General features: G+C 73.5%; 12 protein-coding genes and 1 pseudogene. 3 read left to right on the top strand and 10 right to left on the bottom strand.

Annotated features, from left to right (window positions below; genetic code table 11):
* Positions 1-282 (bottom strand): annotated as a pseudogene (locus tag ABTZ03_RS27925) (molybdopterin molybdenumtransferase MoeA); the annotation flags it as partial.
* A gap of 186 nt (positions 283-468) precedes the next feature.
* Between ABTZ03_RS27925 and ABTZ03_RS27920 the strand changes: the two are divergent.
* The gene (locus ABTZ03_RS27920) at positions 469-951 is read left to right on the top strand and encodes a MarR family winged helix-turn-helix transcriptional regulator (protein WP_350515849.1); all 483 of its coding nucleotides are present in this window, start codon (positions 469-471) and stop codon (positions 949-951) included.
* A 9-nt stretch (positions 952-960) separates the two neighbouring features.
* Here ABTZ03_RS27920 and narI read toward each other — a convergent pair whose 3' ends face one another.
* The 6 genes from narI to ABTZ03_RS27890 form a co-directional block, all read right to left on the bottom strand.
* Positions 961-1,668: a respiratory nitrate reductase subunit gamma gene (narI, locus tag ABTZ03_RS27915; protein WP_350515848.1), complete on the bottom strand. Its 708-nt coding sequence runs from the start codon at positions 1,666-1,668 to the stop codon at positions 961-963.
* On the bottom strand, positions 1,665-2,294 hold the full coding sequence (narJ, locus tag ABTZ03_RS27910; RefSeq protein WP_350515847.1) for a nitrate reductase molybdenum cofactor assembly chaperone: 630 nt from the start codon (positions 2,292-2,294) through the stop codon (positions 1,665-1,667). Before narJ ends, narI begins: the two co-directional genes overlap by 4 nt.
* Positions 2,291-3,907, bottom strand: a complete 1,617-nt coding sequence (narH, locus tag ABTZ03_RS27905; RefSeq protein ID WP_350515846.1) for a nitrate reductase subunit beta — start codon at positions 3,905-3,907, stop codon at positions 2,291-2,293. Before narH ends, narJ begins: the two co-directional genes overlap by 4 nt.
* Positions 3,907-7,602, bottom strand: a complete 3,696-nt coding sequence (locus ABTZ03_RS27900) for a nitrate reductase subunit alpha (protein WP_350515845.1) — start codon at positions 7,600-7,602, stop codon at positions 3,907-3,909. Before ABTZ03_RS27900 ends, narH begins: the two co-directional genes overlap by 1 nt.
* A 309-nt stretch (positions 7,603-7,911) precedes the next feature.
* A complete protein-coding gene (locus tag ABTZ03_RS27895; protein ID WP_350515844.1) occupies positions 7,912-9,522 on the bottom strand; it encodes an L-lactate permease in 1,611 nt (536 codons plus the stop codon).
* Positions 9,523-9,755: 233 nt separating this feature from the next.
* Entirely contained in the window at positions 9,756-10,502 is a 747-nt protein-coding gene (locus ABTZ03_RS27890; protein ID WP_350515843.1) for an IclR family transcriptional regulator, read from the bottom strand.
* A 98-nt stretch (positions 10,503-10,600) separates the two neighbouring features.
* Between ABTZ03_RS27890 and ABTZ03_RS27885 the strand changes: the two genes are divergently transcribed.
* Together ABTZ03_RS27885 and ABTZ03_RS27880 are read left to right on the top strand one after the other, a co-directional pair.
* Positions 10,601-11,767, top strand: a complete 1,167-nt coding sequence (locus ABTZ03_RS27885) for a pyridoxal-phosphate-dependent aminotransferase family protein (protein WP_350515842.1) — start codon at positions 10,601-10,603, stop codon at positions 11,765-11,767.
* A gap of 76 nt (positions 11,768-11,843) precedes the next feature.
* Positions 11,844-14,792, top strand: coding sequence for an FAD-binding and (Fe-S)-binding domain-containing protein (locus ABTZ03_RS27880; protein WP_350515841.1), 2,949 nt, complete (start codon positions 11,844-11,846; stop codon positions 14,790-14,792).
* A gap of 19 nt (positions 14,793-14,811) precedes the next feature.
* On the opposite strand, the gene ABTZ03_RS27875 is transcribed toward ABTZ03_RS27880, so the two are convergent.
* From ABTZ03_RS27875 to ABTZ03_RS27865, 3 genes are all read right to left on the bottom strand, one after another.
* Positions 14,812-15,996 (bottom strand): cytochrome P450, encoded by a 1,185-nt coding sequence (locus ABTZ03_RS27875; RefSeq protein ID WP_350515840.1) that lies wholly within the window; start codon positions 15,994-15,996, stop codon positions 14,812-14,814.
* 302 nt (positions 15,997-16,298) lie between these two features.
* Positions 16,299-17,024: a siderophore-interacting protein gene (locus ABTZ03_RS27870; protein WP_350515839.1), complete on the bottom strand. Its 726-nt coding sequence runs from the start codon at positions 17,022-17,024 to the stop codon at positions 16,299-16,301.
* A gap of 43 nt (positions 17,025-17,067) precedes the next feature.
* Complete coding sequence (locus ABTZ03_RS27865; RefSeq protein WP_350515838.1) at positions 17,068-18,243, bottom strand: CopD family protein; 1,176 nt, start codon at positions 18,241-18,243, stop codon at positions 17,068-17,070.
* Positions 18,244-18,400: the final 157 nt, after the last annotated feature.

Genomic DNA, 18,400 nt, shown 5'->3' with positions numbered 1-18,400 from the left:
CCCGGGCCCGGCGACCGCCCACCCGTCCATCGCCGAGGTGTCGAAGGCGGGCAGATCGGTCAGCGCGCCCAGCGGCTCGGCCAGCACGTGCCCGATCGCCCCGGCCAACGCCAGCCCCACCACCGGCAACGGCCGCAGCCCCGCCCGCCGCGCCGCCTCCCGGGCCCGCGACCAACTCAGCACACCCAGCTCCACACCGGCGGCGGCTACCGCGCTCACGCGTCCCCCGGACCGCGAGTCGATGCCCAGGTCGGCCTTGACCTCGACGCTCCAGTCTTTCAACGTGCGCTCCAGATGTACGGTCCGCTGAGCTGTCGGTCCCGGGTACCGCGACGATCGCTCGCCGGTCGTGGCCGGGGCCCGGTTGCGTCGTCCTTGCCCGTGGGTGTCCATGGGTGTCCATGGGTGTGGTGAGTGGAAAGTCCGTGCGAAAATCACGGGCTGGTTCCGGGCGAGGCGGGAGGGCTGTTGGCAGCAGGGGCGGATGAGACGGTGGCCGCGGTGGTGGCGGCGTCGCGGCTGGTGATGGGGTTGTCGGCGGGGGCCCTGGCCGAAGTGGACGATTCGCTGTCGTTGGCGCAGTTGCGCACGCTGGTGGCCCTGGAGGGGTGCGGGCCGGTCAAGCTGGCGGCACTGGCCGGGGTCCTGGGGGTGAATCCCTCTACGGCGCTGCGGGCGGTGGTGCGGCTGGAGGAGGCGGGCCTGGTGAACCGCCGGGTCAGCCTGGTCAGCCGGCGCGAGGTGGTGCTGACGCTGACTTCGGGTGGGCTGGCGCTGGTACGGCGGGTGCTGGACCGGCGCCGGGCCGCCATCGAGCAGCTGGTGGCCGGGATGCCGGCGGCGGCCCGGTCCGGGCTGGTGGCGGGGTTGCTGGCGCTGCTCGCGGTGGCGGAGGACCGGTCGGTGCCGGTCCCGGGAGCGGGCACGGAGTTCCGGGACGCCGTGGGCTGACCGCGGCCGTCAGCGCCGCGCGGGGGTACCGGTGCGGGCTCCCCCGCGCGAGCGGTAGACGATGTACGGGCGGGCCAGGTAGCCGAGCGGCGCCGTGAGGGCGTGGACCAGCCGGCTGAACGGGAACAGCACCAGCAGCGCCATCGCGAGCAGCGCATGGGCCTGGTAGGCGAGCGGGGCGTGCGCCATCGCGGAGACGTCCGGGTCGAGGGTGAGCAGGGAGCGGAACCAGACCGACACCCCGCGCCGGTAGTCGTAGGGGTGCGGCTGGAGCGTGGTGGCGGTCGCGGTGAGGCCGGCCAGCAGCACGCAGGTCAGCAGGGGGTAGACCAGGCGGTCGCTGCGGCTGGTCGCGGCTCGGACGGCGGGCACCCGCAGCCGGCGGTACAGCAGGACGGCCAGCCCGGCCACCGTGCCGAGGCCCGCCGTGCCGCCGACGACCAGGGCGTTGGCGTGGTAGAGCCATTCCTGGACGTGGACGCGTTCGGTGAGCGACTCGGGGACGAGCAGGCCCATGACGTGCCCGCCCGCGACCAGGAACAGCCCGTAGTGGAACAGCGGCCCGCCGATGCGCAGCAACCGGTTCTCGTACAGCTGGCTGGAGCGTGTGGTGAAGCTGAAGCGGTCGTAGCGGTAGCGCCAGGCGGTGCCCGCCACGAGCACGGCGAGGGTGAGGTAGGGCAGCACACCCCACAGGGCGACGGACAGATGGTTCACCGGGTTTCCTCCGGCAACTGGTGGGCGGTCAAAGGGTGTTGGGCGTAGGGCAGCAGCCCGACGGTTTCCGCGGGAGGCCCGGAGCGGGCCAGCCGCAAGGCGGCGGCGCGGTCGGCGGGCGAGGCGCCGGGCAGAGTCGCGCAGACCGCCTCCAGCACGTCGGCGTACGGACTGCGGTGGTCGCGCAGGGCCAGGCGCAGCAGTTCGAGGGCGGCGCGGTGCTCCTGGAGGGCGGCCCGGCCGGGCTCGGGGCAGCGGGCGGCGAACTCCAGCGCGAGCGGCAGGAAGTCGGGCAGTTCGTCGGCGGGCGGCTGCCAGCCGTGGGCCCGGTAGAGCTGCTGCCAGCGCAGCAGCGACCCGCCGCGGCGGCGGGTGTCGCCGTCGGTGTAGTAGGTGAGGTGCAGGGTGCGGCGGCGGCTGCGGTCGAAGGTGATGACGTAGCGGGCCGACAGCTCCAACGGCGGTACGTCGGTGACGGCCGCGCAGAACCGCAGCAGTGGCCGGGCGGGGCCGTCCGGGGCGGCGCGCAGGGCGTCGGCGACCAGTCGGAGGCGCTCGGGCCACTGCGGGCCGGGGTGTTCCAGCAGCAGCGCGGCGGCCTGGTGGATCAGCTGGGTGGCGGTCACGCCTCCTCCTCGCCCCGGCGGGGGAAGAGGCCGTCGGGGCGACCGCGGCCGTTCCAGTTCAGCAGGTTGACGCGGCCGCGCAGCGCGGCGGTGCGGGCGTACTCGGGTTCGCGGTCGGGGCCGGGGGCGGGGGCGGCGTGGAAGACGTCGGGGTCGAACCCGCCGGGCCCGCCGTGGTCGGCCACGCTGCAGCCGGTGTCGGCGCCCTCGTCGGGCACGGATCCGGTGTACGACGTGGGGATGACGTACCGCTCGTCGTACTTGGCGAGGGCGAGCAGCCGGTACATCGCCTCGATCTCCTCGGGGTCGAGGCCCACCGCGCCGGCGATGGCCGGGTCACGCTCCTCGTCGAGGTTGACCCTGCGCATGTGGCTGCGCATGGCGGCCAGCCGGCACAGGGCGTTCTCGACCGGGGCCGGGTCGCCCGCGGTGAACAGTCCGGCCAGGTAGTCGAGCGGGATGCGCAGCGCGTCGATGGCGGCGAACAGCTTGGCCGGGTCCTCGCCGTCGTGGCCGGTGGCGGTCAGCGACTCGACCACCGGGGAGAGCGGCGGGACGTACCAGACCATGGGCATGGTGCGGTACTCGGGGTGCAGCGGAAGGGCCACCCGGTAGCGGCTGATCAGGGCGTGGACGGGCGAGCGGCGGGCTGCGGTGACCCAGTCGTGCGGGATTCCGGAGGCCTCGGCGGCGGCCCGCACGGCCGGGTCCTCCGGATCCAGGAAGCAGTCCAACTGGGCTTCGTAGAGGTCCTGTTCGTTCTCCACGGAGGCGGCTGCGCCGACCTTGTCGGGATCGTAGAGCAGAACGCCGAGGTAGCGGAGCCGGCCGACACAGGTCTCGGAGCAGATGGTGGGCTGCCCGGCCTCGATGCGCGGGTAGCACAGGGTGCACTTCTCGGCCTTGCCGCTGCGGTGGTTGAAGTAGACCTTCTTGTACGGGCACCCGCTCACGCACATCCGCCAGCCGCGGCAGCGGTCCTGGTCGACGAGCACGATGCCGTCCTCGATGCGCTTGTAGAGCGCGCCGGAGGGGCAGACGGCCACGCAGGTCGGGTTGAGGCAGTGCTCGCAGATGCGCGGCAGGTGGAACATGAAGGCCTGTTCGTACTCCAGCCGGACCTTGTCGTTCATCCCGCGCAGCACCGGATCCCCGGCGAGGTGCTCGGGGCCGCCGCCGAGGTCGTCGTCCCAGTTGGGGCCCCAGGTGACCTGGGTGGGGCGGCCGTCGACCAGGGAGCGCGGGGCGGCGGTGGGCACGTCGTCGCCGAGCGGGGCGCTGATCAGGTTCTCGTAGTCGTACGTCCAGGGCTGGTAGTAGTCGTCGAGGGTGGGCAGGTCGGGGTTGGCGAAGAGCCGGGCCAGGCGGCGGGCCCGGCCGCCGCCGCGGGGCACCAGCCGGCCGTGTTTCAGCCGCCAGCCGCCCTGCCACTTCTCCTGGTCCTGGTAGCCGCGGGGGTATCCCTGGCCGGGGCGGGTCTCCACGTTGTTGAACCAGACGTACTCGGTGCCCTGCCGGTTGGTCCAGGTCTGCTTGCAGGTGACCGAGCAGGTGTGGCAGCCGATGCACTTGTCGAGGTTCATCACCATTGCCACCTGTGCCATGACGCGCATCAGTACGTGACCTCCTGGGAGCGGCGCCGGATGGTGGTGACGGCGTCGCGCTGGTTGCCGGTCGGGCCGTAGTAGTTGGGGGCGAAGGAGAGCTGGGCGTGGCCGCCGATCAAGTGGGTGGGCTTGATCAGCAGCCGGGTGAGGGCGTTGTGGACGCCGCCTCGCCGGCCGGTCGCCTCGGACCGGGGCACGTTCACCAGACGTTCCTGGACGTGGTACATGAACACCGTGCCGGCGGGCATGCGGTGGGAGACGACGGCGCGGGCCACCACCACGCCGTTGGCGTTGTGGGCCTCGATCCAGTCGTTGTCCTCGACCCCGATGGCCTCGGCGTCGGGCACGGAGAGCCAGATCACCGGGCCGCCGCGGCCGAGGGTCTGCATCAGCAGGTTCTCCTGGTACTCGGAGTGGATGGACCACTTGGAGTGCGGGGTGAGGTAGCGCACCGTCACCGCCCGGCCGGGGCCGGTCGCCGTGCCCGGTTCACCGAGCGCGGCGAGGTCCAACGGGGGTCGGTAGACCGGGAGTTGTTCGCCGTACTCGGCGATCCAGGGGTGGTCGAGGTAGAAGTGCTGGCGGCCGGTGAGGGTGTGCCAGGGCTTGCGGTGCTCGGTGTTGATGGTGAACGGAGAGTAGCGGCGGTCCGGCGCCTCCTTGCCGGACCACTCGAAGCTGGCGCCGACCTGCACCGGCCGGGCCTGGGTGTCGGAGAACACCACCCGCCGTTCGGCGACCGAGGCGGCCAGTTCCTCGAACCCGGAGCCCGGTCCGCAGCGTTCGGCGAGCCGCCGGAACCCCTCGGCGGCCAGCCGCCCGTTGGTGGTGCCGGAGAGCGCGAGGACGGCCTCGCAGAGCTTGACGTCGGTGTCCAGCAGCGGGCGACCGCGGGCCGGTCCCCGGGTGGCGGTGCCGCAGCGCTCGGAGAGCCGGACGACCTCGGGCAGGGCCCGTACGGTGACGCCCTTGACGGTGAGGCCCCGTTCGTCCACCACCGGCCCCAGCGCGGCGAGTTGATCACCGATGGCGGTGTAGTCCCGGGTCACCAGGGTGAGTCGGGGCCGGGTGGGGCCGTCGGGCGGGGCCTCGCCGGGGGTGTCGTGCTGCAGCGCGGTGGCGACCAGGTCGTGCCGGGTGTCCAGCCGGCCCGCGGCCAGCCGGGAGACCTCGGCGGCCAGTCCGTGGAAGATCTCGAAGTCGGTGCGGGCCTGCCAGGGCGGGTCGATCGCGGGCGAGAAGGCGTGTACGTACGGGTGCATGTCCGTGCTGGACAGGTCGTGCTTCTCGTACCAGGTCGCGGCGGGCAGCACCAGGTCGGCGAACAGGGTGGTCGAGGTCATCCGGAAGTCGAGGGCGAGCAGCAGGTCGAGCTTGCCGCGCGGCGCCTCGTCCCGCCAGACCACCTCCCGGGGCCGGGCCCGTGGCGGAGCCTCCTCGGCGCTCGCGTTGTCGGCGGCGCCCAGCAGGTGGCGCAGGAAGTACTCGTTGCCCTTGGCCGAGGAGCCGATCAGGTTGGCACGCCAGACGGTGAGCACCCGGGGCCAGTTGGCGGGGTCGCCCGGGTCCTCGCAGGCGTGCCGCAGCCGGCCGGCCGCCAGTTCGGCGGCCACCCACTGGTCCGGGTCGGCGTCGGACTCCTGGATCAGGCGGCCGAGTTCGAGCGGGTTGGCGTCGAAGGTGGGGTACGAGGGCAGCCAGCCCTGCCGGGCGGAGCGGGCGACCAGGTCGGCGGTGTGCAGGCCGGCGAAGGTGCCGCGACCGGCCGGCGAGGCCAGCGCGTCGGCGCCGAAGCGGTCGTAGCGCCACTGGCCGGTGTGCAGGTACCAGTACGGGGTGCCCGCCATCTGCCGGGAGGGGCGCACCCAGTCGGAGGCGGTGGACAGCTGCTGCCAGCCCGCGTACGGGCGGACCTTCTCCTGGCCGACGTAGTGCGCCCAGCCGCCGCCGTTGACGCCCTGGCAGCCGGTGAGCAGCAGCAGCGAGAGGAAGGAGCGGTAGATCGTGTCGGAGTGGAACCAGTGGTTGGTTCCCGCGCCCATCACGATCATGCAGCGGCCCCGGGTCTGCTCCGCGGTGCGGGCGAACTCGCGGGCCGCGCGGACGGCCGCCCGCGCGGGCACCGAGGTGATCGCCTCCTGCCAGGCCGGGGTACCGGGGGTGGCGGCGTCCTCGTAGGAGACCGGGCCTGCGCCACGGAGGCCCTCGCGGCCCACACCGTACTGGGCGAGCATCAGGTCGAAGACGGTGGTGACCAGCCGACCGCCGAGGCGCAGCGCGGGCACCCGGCTCTCGACGGTGCCGCCGTCCTCGTCGAAGCGCGGCAGACGGACGGTGGCCGTGGTCGCGTCGGGCCGCCCGTACAGACTGAGCAGCGGTTCGATCCCGCCGAGGTCGAGGTGCCAGCCGCCTTCGCCGCTCTTGCTCCAGCGGTCACCCAGGGTTCCGCGCGGCACCGCGGGGCGGTCGGTGGCGGCGTCGTAGAGCAGGGGCATCCAGCGGCGTGCGGACTCGTCGGCCTCCGGGGCCAGGTCGAGGTCGCGGGCGGTGAGGAAGGCGCCGGGGGTGTGGTGGACCCGGTCCGCCCCCGTCGTCCCGCCGACGGGGGCGGCGGCCTCCGGGGCGTCCAGGGCGACGAGGAACGGCAGGTCGGTGAACCGCTTGACGTAGTCGGTGAAGTACGGGACCTGCCGGTCCACGAAGCACTCGCGCAGGATGACGTGGCCCATCGCCATGGCGAGCGCGCCGTCGGTGCCCGGGTGCGGGTGGAGCCACTCGTCGGCGAACTTGGTGGCATCGGCGTAGTCGGGCGAGACCACGACGACCTTCTGGCCCCGGTAGCGGGCCTCGGTCATCCAGTGGGCGTCGGGGGTACGGGTGACCGGCACGTTGGAGCCCCACAGCACCAGGTAGGCGGCGTCCCACCAGTCGCCGGACTCCGGGACGTCGGTCTGATCGCCGAACACCTGCGGGGAGGCGATCGGCAGGTCGGCGTACCAGTCGTAGAAGGAGATCATCGGGGCGCCGATCAGGGCGTGGAAGCGGGCCCCGACGGCGTGCGAGGCCATCGACATCGCCGGGATCGGCGAGAAGCCGGCGATCCGGTCGGGGCCGTGGGCGGCGATGGTGTGCACGTGGGCGGCGGCGGCCATCTCCAGGGCTTCCTCCCACCCGATGCGCACCAACCCGCCCTTGCCACGTGCGCGTTGGTAACGGCGACGGCGCTCCGGGTCGTTCTGGAGGTCGGCCCAGGCCGCCACCGGGTCACCGCCCAGGCGCTCCTTGGCCTCGCGGTACATCTCCACCAGGACGCCCCGGGCGTGGGGGTAGCGGATCCGGGTCGGCGCGTAGGTGTACCAGGAGAAGGAGGCGCCCCGGGGGCAGCCGCGCGGCTCGTAGTCGGGCCGGTCGGGGCCGGCGGTGGGGTAGTCGGTGGCCTGGGTCTCCCAAGTGATCAGGCCGTCCTTCACGTGGACCAGCCACGAGCAGGACCCGGTGCAGTTCACCCCGTGGGTGGAGCGGACCACCTTGTCGTGCGCCCAACGCTCCCGGTAGGGGCTGTCGTTGACGCTCTGATCGGTGCGGAAGACGGCTCTGCCGTCCGGCGTGGTGGGTACTCCCCGCGCCAACCGCCCGGCTGCCAGCAGCCGTTCGGCCGCCTCCGCCACCGCCCGTTCCGCCTTCTCCCTGTGACGACGCACGCCCTCGGACTCCCTCGGAATCGGGCGTGCCGAACCCTGCGGATCCGACACGCACCACTCGACGAACCCTTGCCAGCATGCACCCGCCGGGGGAGGTGGAGCGGACGGATCCGGGGCTGATGGGCGATCCTAGAGCCGATTTTTTCTTGCACTTTGCAATTGTTCGCAGTCAGTTGTTCTATGCCAATCCGCTGGTCTGCTCGTCCGATTGACGGATGATTCGCATGCGCTTCCGGGGACGAGGTCGCGTCCTCCGCCGCCACCGGGGCCGGGGCGCACCACGCCTCCGGCCAAGCGGGCCGCACCCGGTCAGGGGACCATCCAGCCGAGGACCGGGGTGGACTGGAGCCAGGCGAGGAGGCAGAGCACCGTGAGGACGGCCAGGCTCCAGCCGATGATCCTGCGCAGCACCTCCCCCTCCCGGCCGTAGGTCCCCACCGCGCTCGCGGCGATCACCAGGTTCTGCATCGCGACGGCCTTGCCCTGGACGCCCCCGGTACTGGTGGTCGCGGCGGCCAGCAGCGGGGACAGTCCGATGTGCTGGGCCGCCGAGACCTGCATCGCCCCGAACAGTGCGTTGGAGGAGGTGTCGGAGCCGGTGAGGGCCACGCCGAACCAGCCGGTGAAGCCGGAGAACAGGGCGAAGGCGCCGCCGAGTCCCGCCAGCCAGGCGCCGATCGAGAAGGCCATCCCGGAGAGGTTCATCAGGTAGGAGAGGGCGAGGACGCAGGCGATGGTCAACGCCGCCCAGCGGATCTGGTGCAGCGCGTCCAGGTAGCAGCGCAGGGCCCGCCGGGGTGGCACGCGGAGGGCGAGGGCGGTCACCACGCCGGTGGCCAGGAGCAGCGTCCCGGCCGCGCCGAGCCAGCCGAAGTCGAAGGTGGTGACCGCCACGGGCCGGCCGGTGGCGCTGACCACGTGGAGGCCGGGCCAGGGGAAGGAGACGTCCCGGCCCTTCACGAAGCGGGCGATCGGGCCGCCGTAGGACACCAGGGCGAACAGCGCGGTGATGACCGCGTACGGGAGGAAGGCCAGCAGCACCTCCCGCCGCGGGGCGCGCTCCCCACCGGAGGCACCCGTGCCGCGCCCACCCGTACCGTGCCCAACCCCGCCGCGTCCCCGCACCCGGAGCAGCAGGACCACCGCGGCGAGCGAGGTCAACGAGGCCGCCAGGTCGGTGAGTTGGTAGGTGAGGTAGTTCGAGCAGAGGAACTGGCCGACGGCGAAGCCGAGTCCGGCGACCAGGGCCACCGGCCACGCCTCCCGCAGCCCGCGGCGCCCGTCGAGGAGGAGCAGCAGGACGAACGGCACCAGCGCCGCGATGACGGCGGACTGGCGGCCGACCATGGCGCCGAGGTCGGCCCCGGGCAGGGAGGTGACCTTGGCCAGGGTCTGGATCGGATTGCCCACCGAGCCGAAGGCCGCCGGGGCCGTGTTGGCGAAGGCGGCGACGGCGGCGGCCTTCAGCGGGTCCAGGCCCAGGCCGAGCAGGATCAGCGAGGTGACCGCGATGGGGGTGCCGAAGCCCGAGAGGGACTCGATCATCGCCCCGAAGCAGAAGGCGATCAGGACGGCCTGGACCCGGACGTCGTCGGACAGCGCGGAGAAGGTCCGTCCGATCAGGTCGAAGTGCCCGGAGGCGCGTTGCAGGCGATTGATCCACACCGCGCCGAGGATGATCCAGACGATCGGGAAGAGCCCGAAGGCGGCCCCCTCCAGTGCGCCGTCGGCGGCCTGGCCGAGCGGCATGCCGTAGCCGGCGGTGGCGATCAGGAAGGCGGTGGCCAGCCCGGCGAGGGCGGCCCAGTGCGACTTCAGGCGCAGCACGCCGAGCAGGGCCAGCAGGACGAGCAGTGGGGTCGAGGCGAGCAGGGCGGCGAGCGCGGGGTGCCCGAGCGGGTCGGAGACTTGGCGGTACACGGGTGGGTCTCGCTCTCTCCAGTCGGCGATGACTGCGAAGGCAAGAACGCACGATCCATCCGGGCGCGGACGATCGGCGCACGCATGTTTTCGCATCATGGAATCAGAGTTCCATCAGCCGCCAAGCATGGGAGGCGTCGACACCGCCGTCAAGAGGTCGGGGGCGCCCCCAGGAGCGAGAGCAGTACTTCTGACGATCCGTCACATCCCGTTCAGGAGTGACGGATCGACCGTCAGCCCCGCGCCCCCAGCACCGTGCCGAGCCGCTTCGCCGCCGCGCTGACCAGCGCCCCGTGCGCCGCCCGCGAGGCGTCGGTGGCCCGGCTGGCGGGCACGTTGACGCTGAGGCTGGCGACCGGCGCACCGAGCCGCCCGATGACCGCGGCGGCGACGGCCGAGACGTCGGAGCGCCACTCGCCGCCGTTGGTGGCGTAGCCGCGGCGCCGGACCTCCGCCAACTCCTCCAGCAGCGACCGGGGTTCGGTGATCGTGGTGTCGGTGTACCGGGCCAGCCCGTCGGCCAGGTAGCGCTCCAGCACCTCGGGCGGGCTCGCGGCGAGCACCGCCTTGCCGTTGGCCGAGGCGTGGGCGGGCAGGTCCTGCCCGAGCGGGAGGACGATCCGCACCGGCTGGCTGGTCTCCAGCCGCTCCACCAGGATCACCCGGCCGCCCTCCGGCACGGCCAGGTGGATCGTCTCGCCGGTCTCCCGGCGCAGTTCCTCCATCACCGGCACGGCGGCGTCCCGCAGGCCCAGTTCACCGGTGGCCTGCCGGCCGATCTGCAGCGCCTTGGCGGTGACCTGCCACCGGGTGGGCGTCCCGTCCGCCGGGCCCAGCCACCCCGCGGCGTGCAGGGTCTGCAACGCCCGCTGCACGGAGCTCTTCGGCAGTTCCATGACCCGCGCCAGTTCCGCGACCCCGATCGGCTGCCGCGCGGCGACCTCCTCCAGTACCCGCAGCGCATTCAGCACGCTCTGCATCCTTGACCCCCTCCGAGGGCGACGCCTACGCTCCGCTATGCCGCATCACGATACGGCGTGCCGTCAGACGGCACAAGCCTTCAGGAGGTTCGACGCCCATGTCCTTCCGCACCGGCCGCCACTTCCTCCAGATCCCCGGCCCCACCAATGTGCCCGACCCCGTGCTGCGGGCGATGGCCGCGCCCACCACGGACCACCGCGGCCCGGAGTTCGCCGCACTGACGTTCCGTCTGCTGAAGGCGATCGGCCCGGTGTTCGGCACCTCGGGCCCGGTCGTGATCTACCCCGCCTCGGGCACCGGCGCCTGGGAGGCCGCCCTGGTCAACACCCTCAGCCCCGGCGACCGGGTGCTCTGCTTCGAGACCGGGCAGTTCGCCACGCTCTGGCAGGAGATGGCCCGGGCCCTCGGCCTGGCCGTGGACCTGGTCCCCGGCGACTGGCGGCACGGCGCCGACCCCGAGGAGCTCGCCCGGCGGCTCGCCGCGGACACCGACCGGAGCATCAAGGCGGTCTGCGTCGTCCACAACGAGACGTCCACCGGCGTGACCAGCCGGATCCCGGAACTGCGCCGCGCCCTGGACGAGGCCGGCCATCCGGCCCTGCTGCTGGTCGACGCGGTCTCCTCACTCGGCTGCCTCGAGTACCGCCACGACGACTGGGGCGTGGACGTCACGGTCTCCGGCTCGCAGAAGGGCCTGATGCTGCCGCCCGGACTGGGCTTCAACGCGGTCAGCCGCAAGGCACTGGTCGCCTCGCGCACCGCCGGGCTCCCCCGCTCCTTCTGGAGCTGGGAACCCGTCATCGAGGCGAACCGGACCGGCTCCTTCCCGTACACCCCCGCCACCAACCTGCTCTACGGCCTGGACGAGGCGCTGCGCATCCTCGACGCCGAGGGCCACACCCGCGTCCACGCCCGGCACGCCCGGCACGGCGCCGCCACCCGCGCCGCCGTCCGCGGCTGGGGCCTGGAGGTCCTGTGCGCGGACGAGCGCGAGTACTCCGGCTCGCTGACCGCCGTCCTGCTGCCCCCGGGCCACGACGCCGACCGGTTCCGCGAACTCGTCCTGGAGCGCTTCGACATGTCCCTCGGCGCCGGTCTCGGCCGGCTCGCCGGCCGGGTCTTCCGGATCGGCCACCTCGGCCACCTCAACGACCTGACGCTCATCGGCACCCTCGGCGGGGTGCAGCTGGGCCTGGAGCTCGCCGGGGTGCCGATCGACCCGGCCGGCCTCGGCGCGGCACTCGACGTGCTCCGGCGGCCGTAACCCCCGCTCCCCGCACCTCCCGCTCCCCCGCACCGCGACACCCCGTCCTCCTCCCCGCCCCTGGAGCCGACCGGACATGACCGCGAGCACCCCCGACACCCCGCCCCCCGGCCCCGACGACCACCCCGCCCCCGACACCCGCGCGCTGGAACAGCGCCTCCGCCGCGACCTCGACGGCGAGGTCCGCTTCGACGACTACACCCGCCACCTCTACTCCCGCGACGCCAGCATGTACGCGATCACCCCGGTCGGCGTGGTCCTGCCCCGGCACGAGGAGGACGTCCAGGCCGCGGTCGCCGCCGCGGCCGAGCACGGCGTCCCGCTGGTGCCGCGCGGCGCGGGCACCAGCCTCGCCGGGCAGACCGTGGGCCCCGGCCTGGTCCTGGACCTCTCCCGGCACCTCAACCGGATCGTGGCACTGGACCGCGAGGCCCGCACCGCCCTGGTGGAACCCGGCGTGGTCCAGGCCCAACTGAACCGCGCCGCGGCCCCGTTGGGCCTGGTCTTCGGCCCCGACACCTCCACCGCCAACCGGGCCACCATCGGCGGCATGATCGGCAACAACTCGGGCGGCAGCGGATCCCTGCGCCACGGGATGACCATCGACCACGTCCGGGAACTCGACGTCGTGCTCTCCGACGCCTCCCGGGCCCGCCTCGCCCCCGTCGACGAGGCCGAGCACCGCCGCCGGGCCGCCCTGCCGACCCTCGAAGGCGCCGTCTACCGCGAACTCCCGCGGATCGTCCGGGCCAACGCCCAGGCCATCGCCGAGGGCACCCCGGAGTTCTGGCGCCGCTCCGGCGGCTACCGCCTCGAACGGCTCGCCCGCACGGACGCCCCCTTCGACCTCGCCAAGTTCGTCGTCGGCTCGGAGGGCACCCTGGTCATCACCACCCGGGCCCTGGTCGACCTGGTGCCCCGGCCCGCCCACACGGTCATCGCCGTCGGCCACTTCACCTCCGTCGCCCACGCCGTGGACGCCACCGAGGACGCCCTCGCCTGCGACCCCGCCGCGGTGGAGCTGATGGACCGGACGATCCTGGAGCTGTCCCGGCGCAAGATCGAGTACGCCCCGCTCGGCACCATCCTGGCGGGCGACCCCGGCGCGCTGCTGTTCGTCAGCTTCAGCGGCGACGACGAGGGCGAACTACACGGCCGACTCCAGCAGTTGACCACCCACTGGGCCCGCCACGGCCACGGCTACCACACCCTGCACGCGGTGACCCCGCACCAGCAGCAGGCCCTGCTCAAGGTCCGCTCGGCCGGCCTCGGCCTGCTGATGGCGGCGGGCGAGGGCACCCGTCGGCCGCTCGCCTTCGTCGAGGACACCGCCGTCGACCCGGTCCACCTCGCCGCCTACACCCGCCGCTTCCAACAGGTGCTGGAACGCCACGGCCTGACAGCGGGCTTCTACGGCCACTGCTCGGTCGGCTGCCTGCACATCCGCCCCTTCGTGGACCTCACCGACCCCGCCCAGGTGGCCACCATGCGGGCGGTCGCCGAGGAGATCCGCGACCTGGTCACCGAGTACGGCGGCGTCAACTCCAGCGAGCACGGCGACGGTCTGGCCCGCAGCGAGTTCAACCCGCTGCTCTTCGGGCGGGACCTCTACGAGGCGATGCGCGGGACGAAACGGCTCTTCGACCCCCGCAACCTGCTCAACCCCGGCAAGATCGTCGACGCCCCCGCCATGACCGACCACCTGCGCGACCCCGCCCTGCCCCCCGCGCCCGGACTGCGCACCCGGCTCTCCTTCGAGGTCCTCGGCGGCATGCGCGGGGCCGCCGACCGGTGCATGAACATCGGACTGTGCCGCAAGAGCGGCACCGGCACCATGTGCCCCTCGTACATGGCCACCCGGGAGGAGGAGCACTCCACCCGCGGCCGCGCCAACGCCCTGGTGAAGGCGCTCTCGGAGCCGGACCCCCGGCGGGCCCTGGGGGACGAGCGCCTGCACGGGATCCTCGACCTCTGCCTGATGTGCAAGGCGTGCAAGAGCGAATGCCCGCTCGGCGTCGACATGGCCGCCCTCAAGGCCGAGACCCTCTCCCACCACCACGACCTGCACGGCGTGCCGCTCAGGTCCCGGGTCTTCGGCTCCATCCGGCTGCTCAACCGGATCGGCTCGGCCACCGCACCGCTGTCCAACCTCCCGGGCCGCAGCCGGCTCGTCCGCCGACTGCTGGAACGCCGGCTGGGCATCACCGGCGCCAGGCCGCTGCCGACCTTCGCCCGGGACAACCTGCCGCGCTGGTTCCGCAGCCACGAACACTCCGCCGAATCCGCCCCGTTGGGTGACGTCACCTTCCTCGCCGACTCCTTCACCACCTACACCGAACCCGCCATCGGCCGCGCCGCCGTCGAACTGCTGGAACAGGCCGGCTGGCGGGTCCGCCTCGCGGCCCAGGGCTGCTGCGGCCGGGCCAGCCTCTCCAAGGGCCTGCTGGACGACGCCCGACGGCAGTCCGCCGACCTCGCCCACGCCCTCGCCGCCACCGGTGCCCCGGGCTCACCGGTCACCGGCTGCGAGCCGTCCTGCCTGATGACGCTCCGGGACGAACACCTCGCCCTGCACCCGGACGACCCGGTGGTCCGGGACCTCGCGGGCCGGGTCCGGCAGGTGGAGGAACTCCTCACCGAGGCCATCGACACCGGACGGCTCCGATTGGACCCCGACGCCTGGCCCGCCGGTCGCCGACTGCTCTACCACGGGCACTGCCACCAGAAGGCCGAGGTCGGCACGGCCGCCACGATGGCCCTGCTCCGCCGGATCCCCGGCGCCGAGGTGGTCGAACTCGACGCCGGCTGCTGCGGGATGGCGGGCTCCTTCGGCTACGAGAGCGAGCACTACGAGGTCTCCATGACCGTGGGGCGCGACCGGCTCTTCCCCGCCGTCGAGGCCGAACCCGGGTCGACCGTGATCGTCGCCACCGGCGCCTCCTGCCGCCAGCAGATCCTGCACGGGACGGAGCGCCGCTCCTGGCACCCCGTTCAACTCATCCGCGAAGCACTGCTGACCGACTGACCGGGTACCACCACCGTGGTCACCAGACGACGGGCAGCGCGTGCAGACCATAGACCTCGTTGTTGACCCGGTAGGGCACCTCCTCGGCCGGGCACCCGAGCGCCAGACCGGGCAGCCGCCGGAGCAACTCGGGCACCGCGATCCGCAGTTCGATCCGGGCCAGCGGTGCGCCGAGGCAGTGGTGCGCGCCGTGCCCGAAGGCCAGGTGCGACACCGGTTTGCGGGTGATGTCGAAGCGGTCCATGCCGGGGCCGAGGGCCGGATCGCGGTTGGCCACCGGCAGTTGGCAGACGACCTGCTCACCGGCCTTGACCGGCACGCCGCCGATCTCGGTGTCGCACCGCGCGGTCCGGGCCAGCGCGGTGCTGGACACCGACAGGTACCGCAGCAACTCCTCGACGGCGGAGTCGATCACCGGATCGGCCCCGGCGGCGGCGCGCAGCCGGTCGGCCTGCTCCGGGTGCGACAGCAGCGCGAGCACGCCCAGGCCGATCGTGTTGGACACCGTCACGTGGCCGGCGAGCAGCAACAGCTCGGCGACCCCGACCAGTTCGGGATCCGACACCGCACCCCCGTGCTCCCGGACCAGCATGCCGATCATCCCGTCGTCCGGGCTGCGCCGCTTCGCCGCGACCAGCGCGGCGATGTACTCCTGCGTCTCCCTCCCGGCCGCGAGCCGCTCCTCCATCGGGAGCGCGAGGTCCAGGGTGGTCCGGGACCACCGGTGGAACGCCGCCTGATCGGGCTCGGGCACCCCGAGCAGCGCGCAGATCACCCCGAGCGGCAGCGGCAGGGCGAAGTCGGCCATCAGGTCCGCCGTGCGGCCGCCCGCCTCCATCGCGTCGATCAACTCGCCGACCAGGGTGCGGATCATCGGCTCCAGTGCGCGGATCCGCCGCCCGGTGAACTCCGGTGTCAGGACGTGGCGCAGCCGGGTGTGCTCCGGCGCGTCCATGTTGAGGAGTTCGTGCGGCAGGATCGGGGCACGGTCCGGGTCGTGCATCCCGAAGGTCTCCTCGTCCGCCAGCACCCGCCGCACGTCGGCGTGCCGGGTGACCAACCAGTATTCCCCGGTCCGGTACAGCCAGAAGTCCCGCACCCGCCGCACCGGGTCCTCCCGCTGGGCCTCACCCAACGCCGCCCCCGGGCTCAGCCCGTCCCGCCGGTAGAAGATCGAGACCGGCGGCGTCTCCTGCTCACTCATGAACCCTCCCGAAACCACCCGACACCTGGTTCCCGATACCCAGATCCCCCCACCGCCGCCCACCCCACCCCCGATCCCCTCCCCCCATCAGGCGCGCGAACCCCCCTCGCACGCCCCCACCCCCACCCCGGAGCCGCCCCCGCGCATCGGCAGCTCCCAGCCGCCCCAGGCGCGGGGCGTGCTGAGCCGCAGGGTGGAGTTCGCCCGCACCCGCCCGTCCCGGCCCTGACGGGGCGCACGGGCGCGGGACGACCGGTTCGACCGCCCCGGCCCGTTCCGTCGACCTCGGGCCCGCCCGGTCCTCAGGCCCGCCAGTACCCGAGGGCGTGGGTGCGGGACTTGGGGACGGCGAGGTCCCTGCGGACGAAGCGGGCGAGGTCGCGGGTGGTGGCGGTGTCGCAGGCGATCCACACATAGGCCTCGGCCGGGTCGCCGAGCAGCTCGGGCAGGGCCGTGCGGACCCGGTTCGCGAGGTGGGCGCCGGCGTCCTCCCGGGGGACGAGGCGGACGTCGTGGTGGTCGCGGCCGGTCCGCGCGGCCGGGAGGTGCCGGTCGCTGTCGTGCTGGGTCTCCAGCCAGACGGTGGCCGGTACGTCGGGCAGCGCGTGCAGCAGGGAGGCGATCGCGGGGGCGGAGGCCCGGTCGCCGACCAGGAACATCCGCGCGGGCGTCGGGGCCGGGGCCGCGAAGGCGGAGCCCTGGACGGTGGCCTGGAGGGTGTCGCCGACCGTCGCCGCGCCCGCCCAGCGGCTGGCCGGGCCGTCGTGGAGGGCGAAGTCGACGCCGAACGAGGCTCCGTCGGGGTCCGGGTCGACCAGGGTGTACGCCCGCTGGTGCGGGCGGCCGGCGTTGGGGAACCAGAGCCGGACCCACATGGTGGGGTGGACGCCGGTGGCGTCGAGCATGCCGCCGTCCGCGAACCTCAGCCGACGGCAGTGCGCGGTGACGTCCTCCACGGCGGTCACGGTGAACTCGAAGTCCCGGCCCCGCATCATCCTGAGGGCCACGCCCTCCCAACCACGTCCCATGTCAGGTTCCCGATCTCGGAGTCGGCGGAAAACGACCGGCCGGTCAGACGGTCGCGGGTGCGGCGGGCCGCCGCCGTGCCAGGGCGTCCGACACCCTCGCCGTGGCGTACAGGGAGGCGACCAGCGCGACGGTCAGGGCGGCGCCGCCGGCGAAGAGGGTGCCGGAGGAGACGGCCTTGGGGCTGCCGGCCTCGGTGCGGGCCGAGCCGGAGATGAACGGCAGCACGGCGAGCACGGCGACACCGAGGACGACCTCGCCCCAGACCACCGCGGGGAAGTGGCGCAGCGTCAGGTGCAGCAGCGAGGCGGTGTCGTCGGCCGCGCGGGCCCGGACGATCCGGGGCATCAGCCAGAACTGGTTGAAGGCGCCCGCCGCGACCAGCCCGGCAACCAGCAGGACCTTGACGAGCAGGGCGAGGCCGTAACCGGTGGTCCACAGCTGCGAGATGCCGCCGACGTGCCGCCAGCTCAGCCACAGGCCGGAGACGGTGACCGCGCCGACGCAGACCATGGCGAGCAGCCCGAAGCGCCGCCACAGGTCGGCCCAGAGCAGCCCGGCACCGTCGCCGAGCCGCCTGCGGGTGCCGGCCAGGGCGACCAGCAGTGCCAGGCCGCCGAGCCAGACGACGCCGGAGACGATGTGGGCCTGGTCGAACAGCAGGTTCAGCCACGCGTCGAGGCCTGCGGGGGCCGTGGTCGGTACGGCGGTGATCAGGGTGACGCCCAGGGCGAGCGGCAGCGCGGTGAGGGCGATCCGGTCCGCGTGCCGGCGGGCGGCCGGCCGGAAGAGGGCGATCAGGGCGGCGGCGGTCACCACCAGGACGGCGTTCTGGACCAGGTAGACGGTGCCCTGCGCGATCCAGGCGCCCTTGGCGGCGGGAGCGCGCAGGAAGTCCCACTGGGCGCTCGGGGCGAGGGCGTCGCCGAAGGGCATGCCCTTGCCCGCCCGGGCGACCCGGCCGGCGAGCTGGAAGTAGCCCGCGACCGACAGGGCCACGCCCGACCAGGCGAGGAAGACCGCCGACCGCCCGCGCAGCACGGAGGCGTCCTCGGCGGTGCGGTGGGCGGAACGCAGCGCGGGGCGCACGGTGGTGGCGTAGGTGGCGGTGGCACCGACGGCCCCGCTGAGGCCGAGGAAGTAGCCGGTCTTGGTGAGGACCCGCCAGAGCTGGGGCATGGCGTATCCGGCCGTGGTCGCGGCCGCCGAGGCGATGTGCATGAGGTAAGGCTAACCTAAGTTCGATGGGTTCACGACAGGGCCCGACCGGCGCCGTGACAGCGACGCGTCCGGGTGTGGGTGAGCAGCTCACGCAGACGGGGTCCGCGCCCCCGCGGATCACGAACCCTCCGATGCCCGCGTGAAGGGCACTCGCGGA

The sequence above is a fragment of the Kitasatospora sp. NPDC096077 genome (assembly GCF_040303245.1).
In the GTDB taxonomy this organism is placed as follows: domain Bacteria; phylum Actinomycetota; class Actinomycetes; order Streptomycetales; family Streptomycetaceae; genus Kitasatospora.
The sequence above is the reverse complement of the archived record's forward strand: the minus strand, read 5'-3'. Positions and strand labels throughout refer to the sequence as shown.

What these genes read in the sequence shown, in the direction of transcription:
- ABTZ03_RS27875 (WP_350515840.1), bottom strand. Translation starts at nt 15,996, where the DNA reads ATGAGTGAGCAGGAGACGCCGCCGGTCTCGATCTTCTACCGGCGGGAC.
- ABTZ03_RS27865 (WP_350515838.1), bottom strand. Translation starts at nt 18,243, where the DNA reads ATGCACATCGCCTCGGCGGCCGCGACCACGGCCGGATACGCCATGCCC.
- narH (WP_350515846.1), bottom strand. Translation starts at nt 3,907, where the DNA reads ATGCGCGTCATGGCACAGGTGGCAATGGTGATGAACCTCGACAAGTGC.
- ABTZ03_RS27885 (WP_350515842.1), top strand. Translation starts at nt 10,601, where the DNA reads ATGTCCTTCCGCACCGGCCGCCACTTCCTCCAGATCCCCGGCCCCACC.
- ABTZ03_RS27890 (WP_350515843.1), bottom strand. Translation starts at nt 10,502, where the DNA reads ATGCAGAGCGTGCTGAATGCGCTGCGGGTACTGGAGGAGGTCGCCGCG.
- ABTZ03_RS27870 (WP_350515839.1), bottom strand. Translation starts at nt 17,024, where the DNA reads ATGGGACGTGGTTGGGAGGGCGTGGCCCTCAGGATGATGCGGGGCCGG.
- ABTZ03_RS27880 (WP_350515841.1), top strand. Translation starts at nt 11,844, where the DNA reads ATGACCGCGAGCACCCCCGACACCCCGCCCCCCGGCCCCGACGACCAC.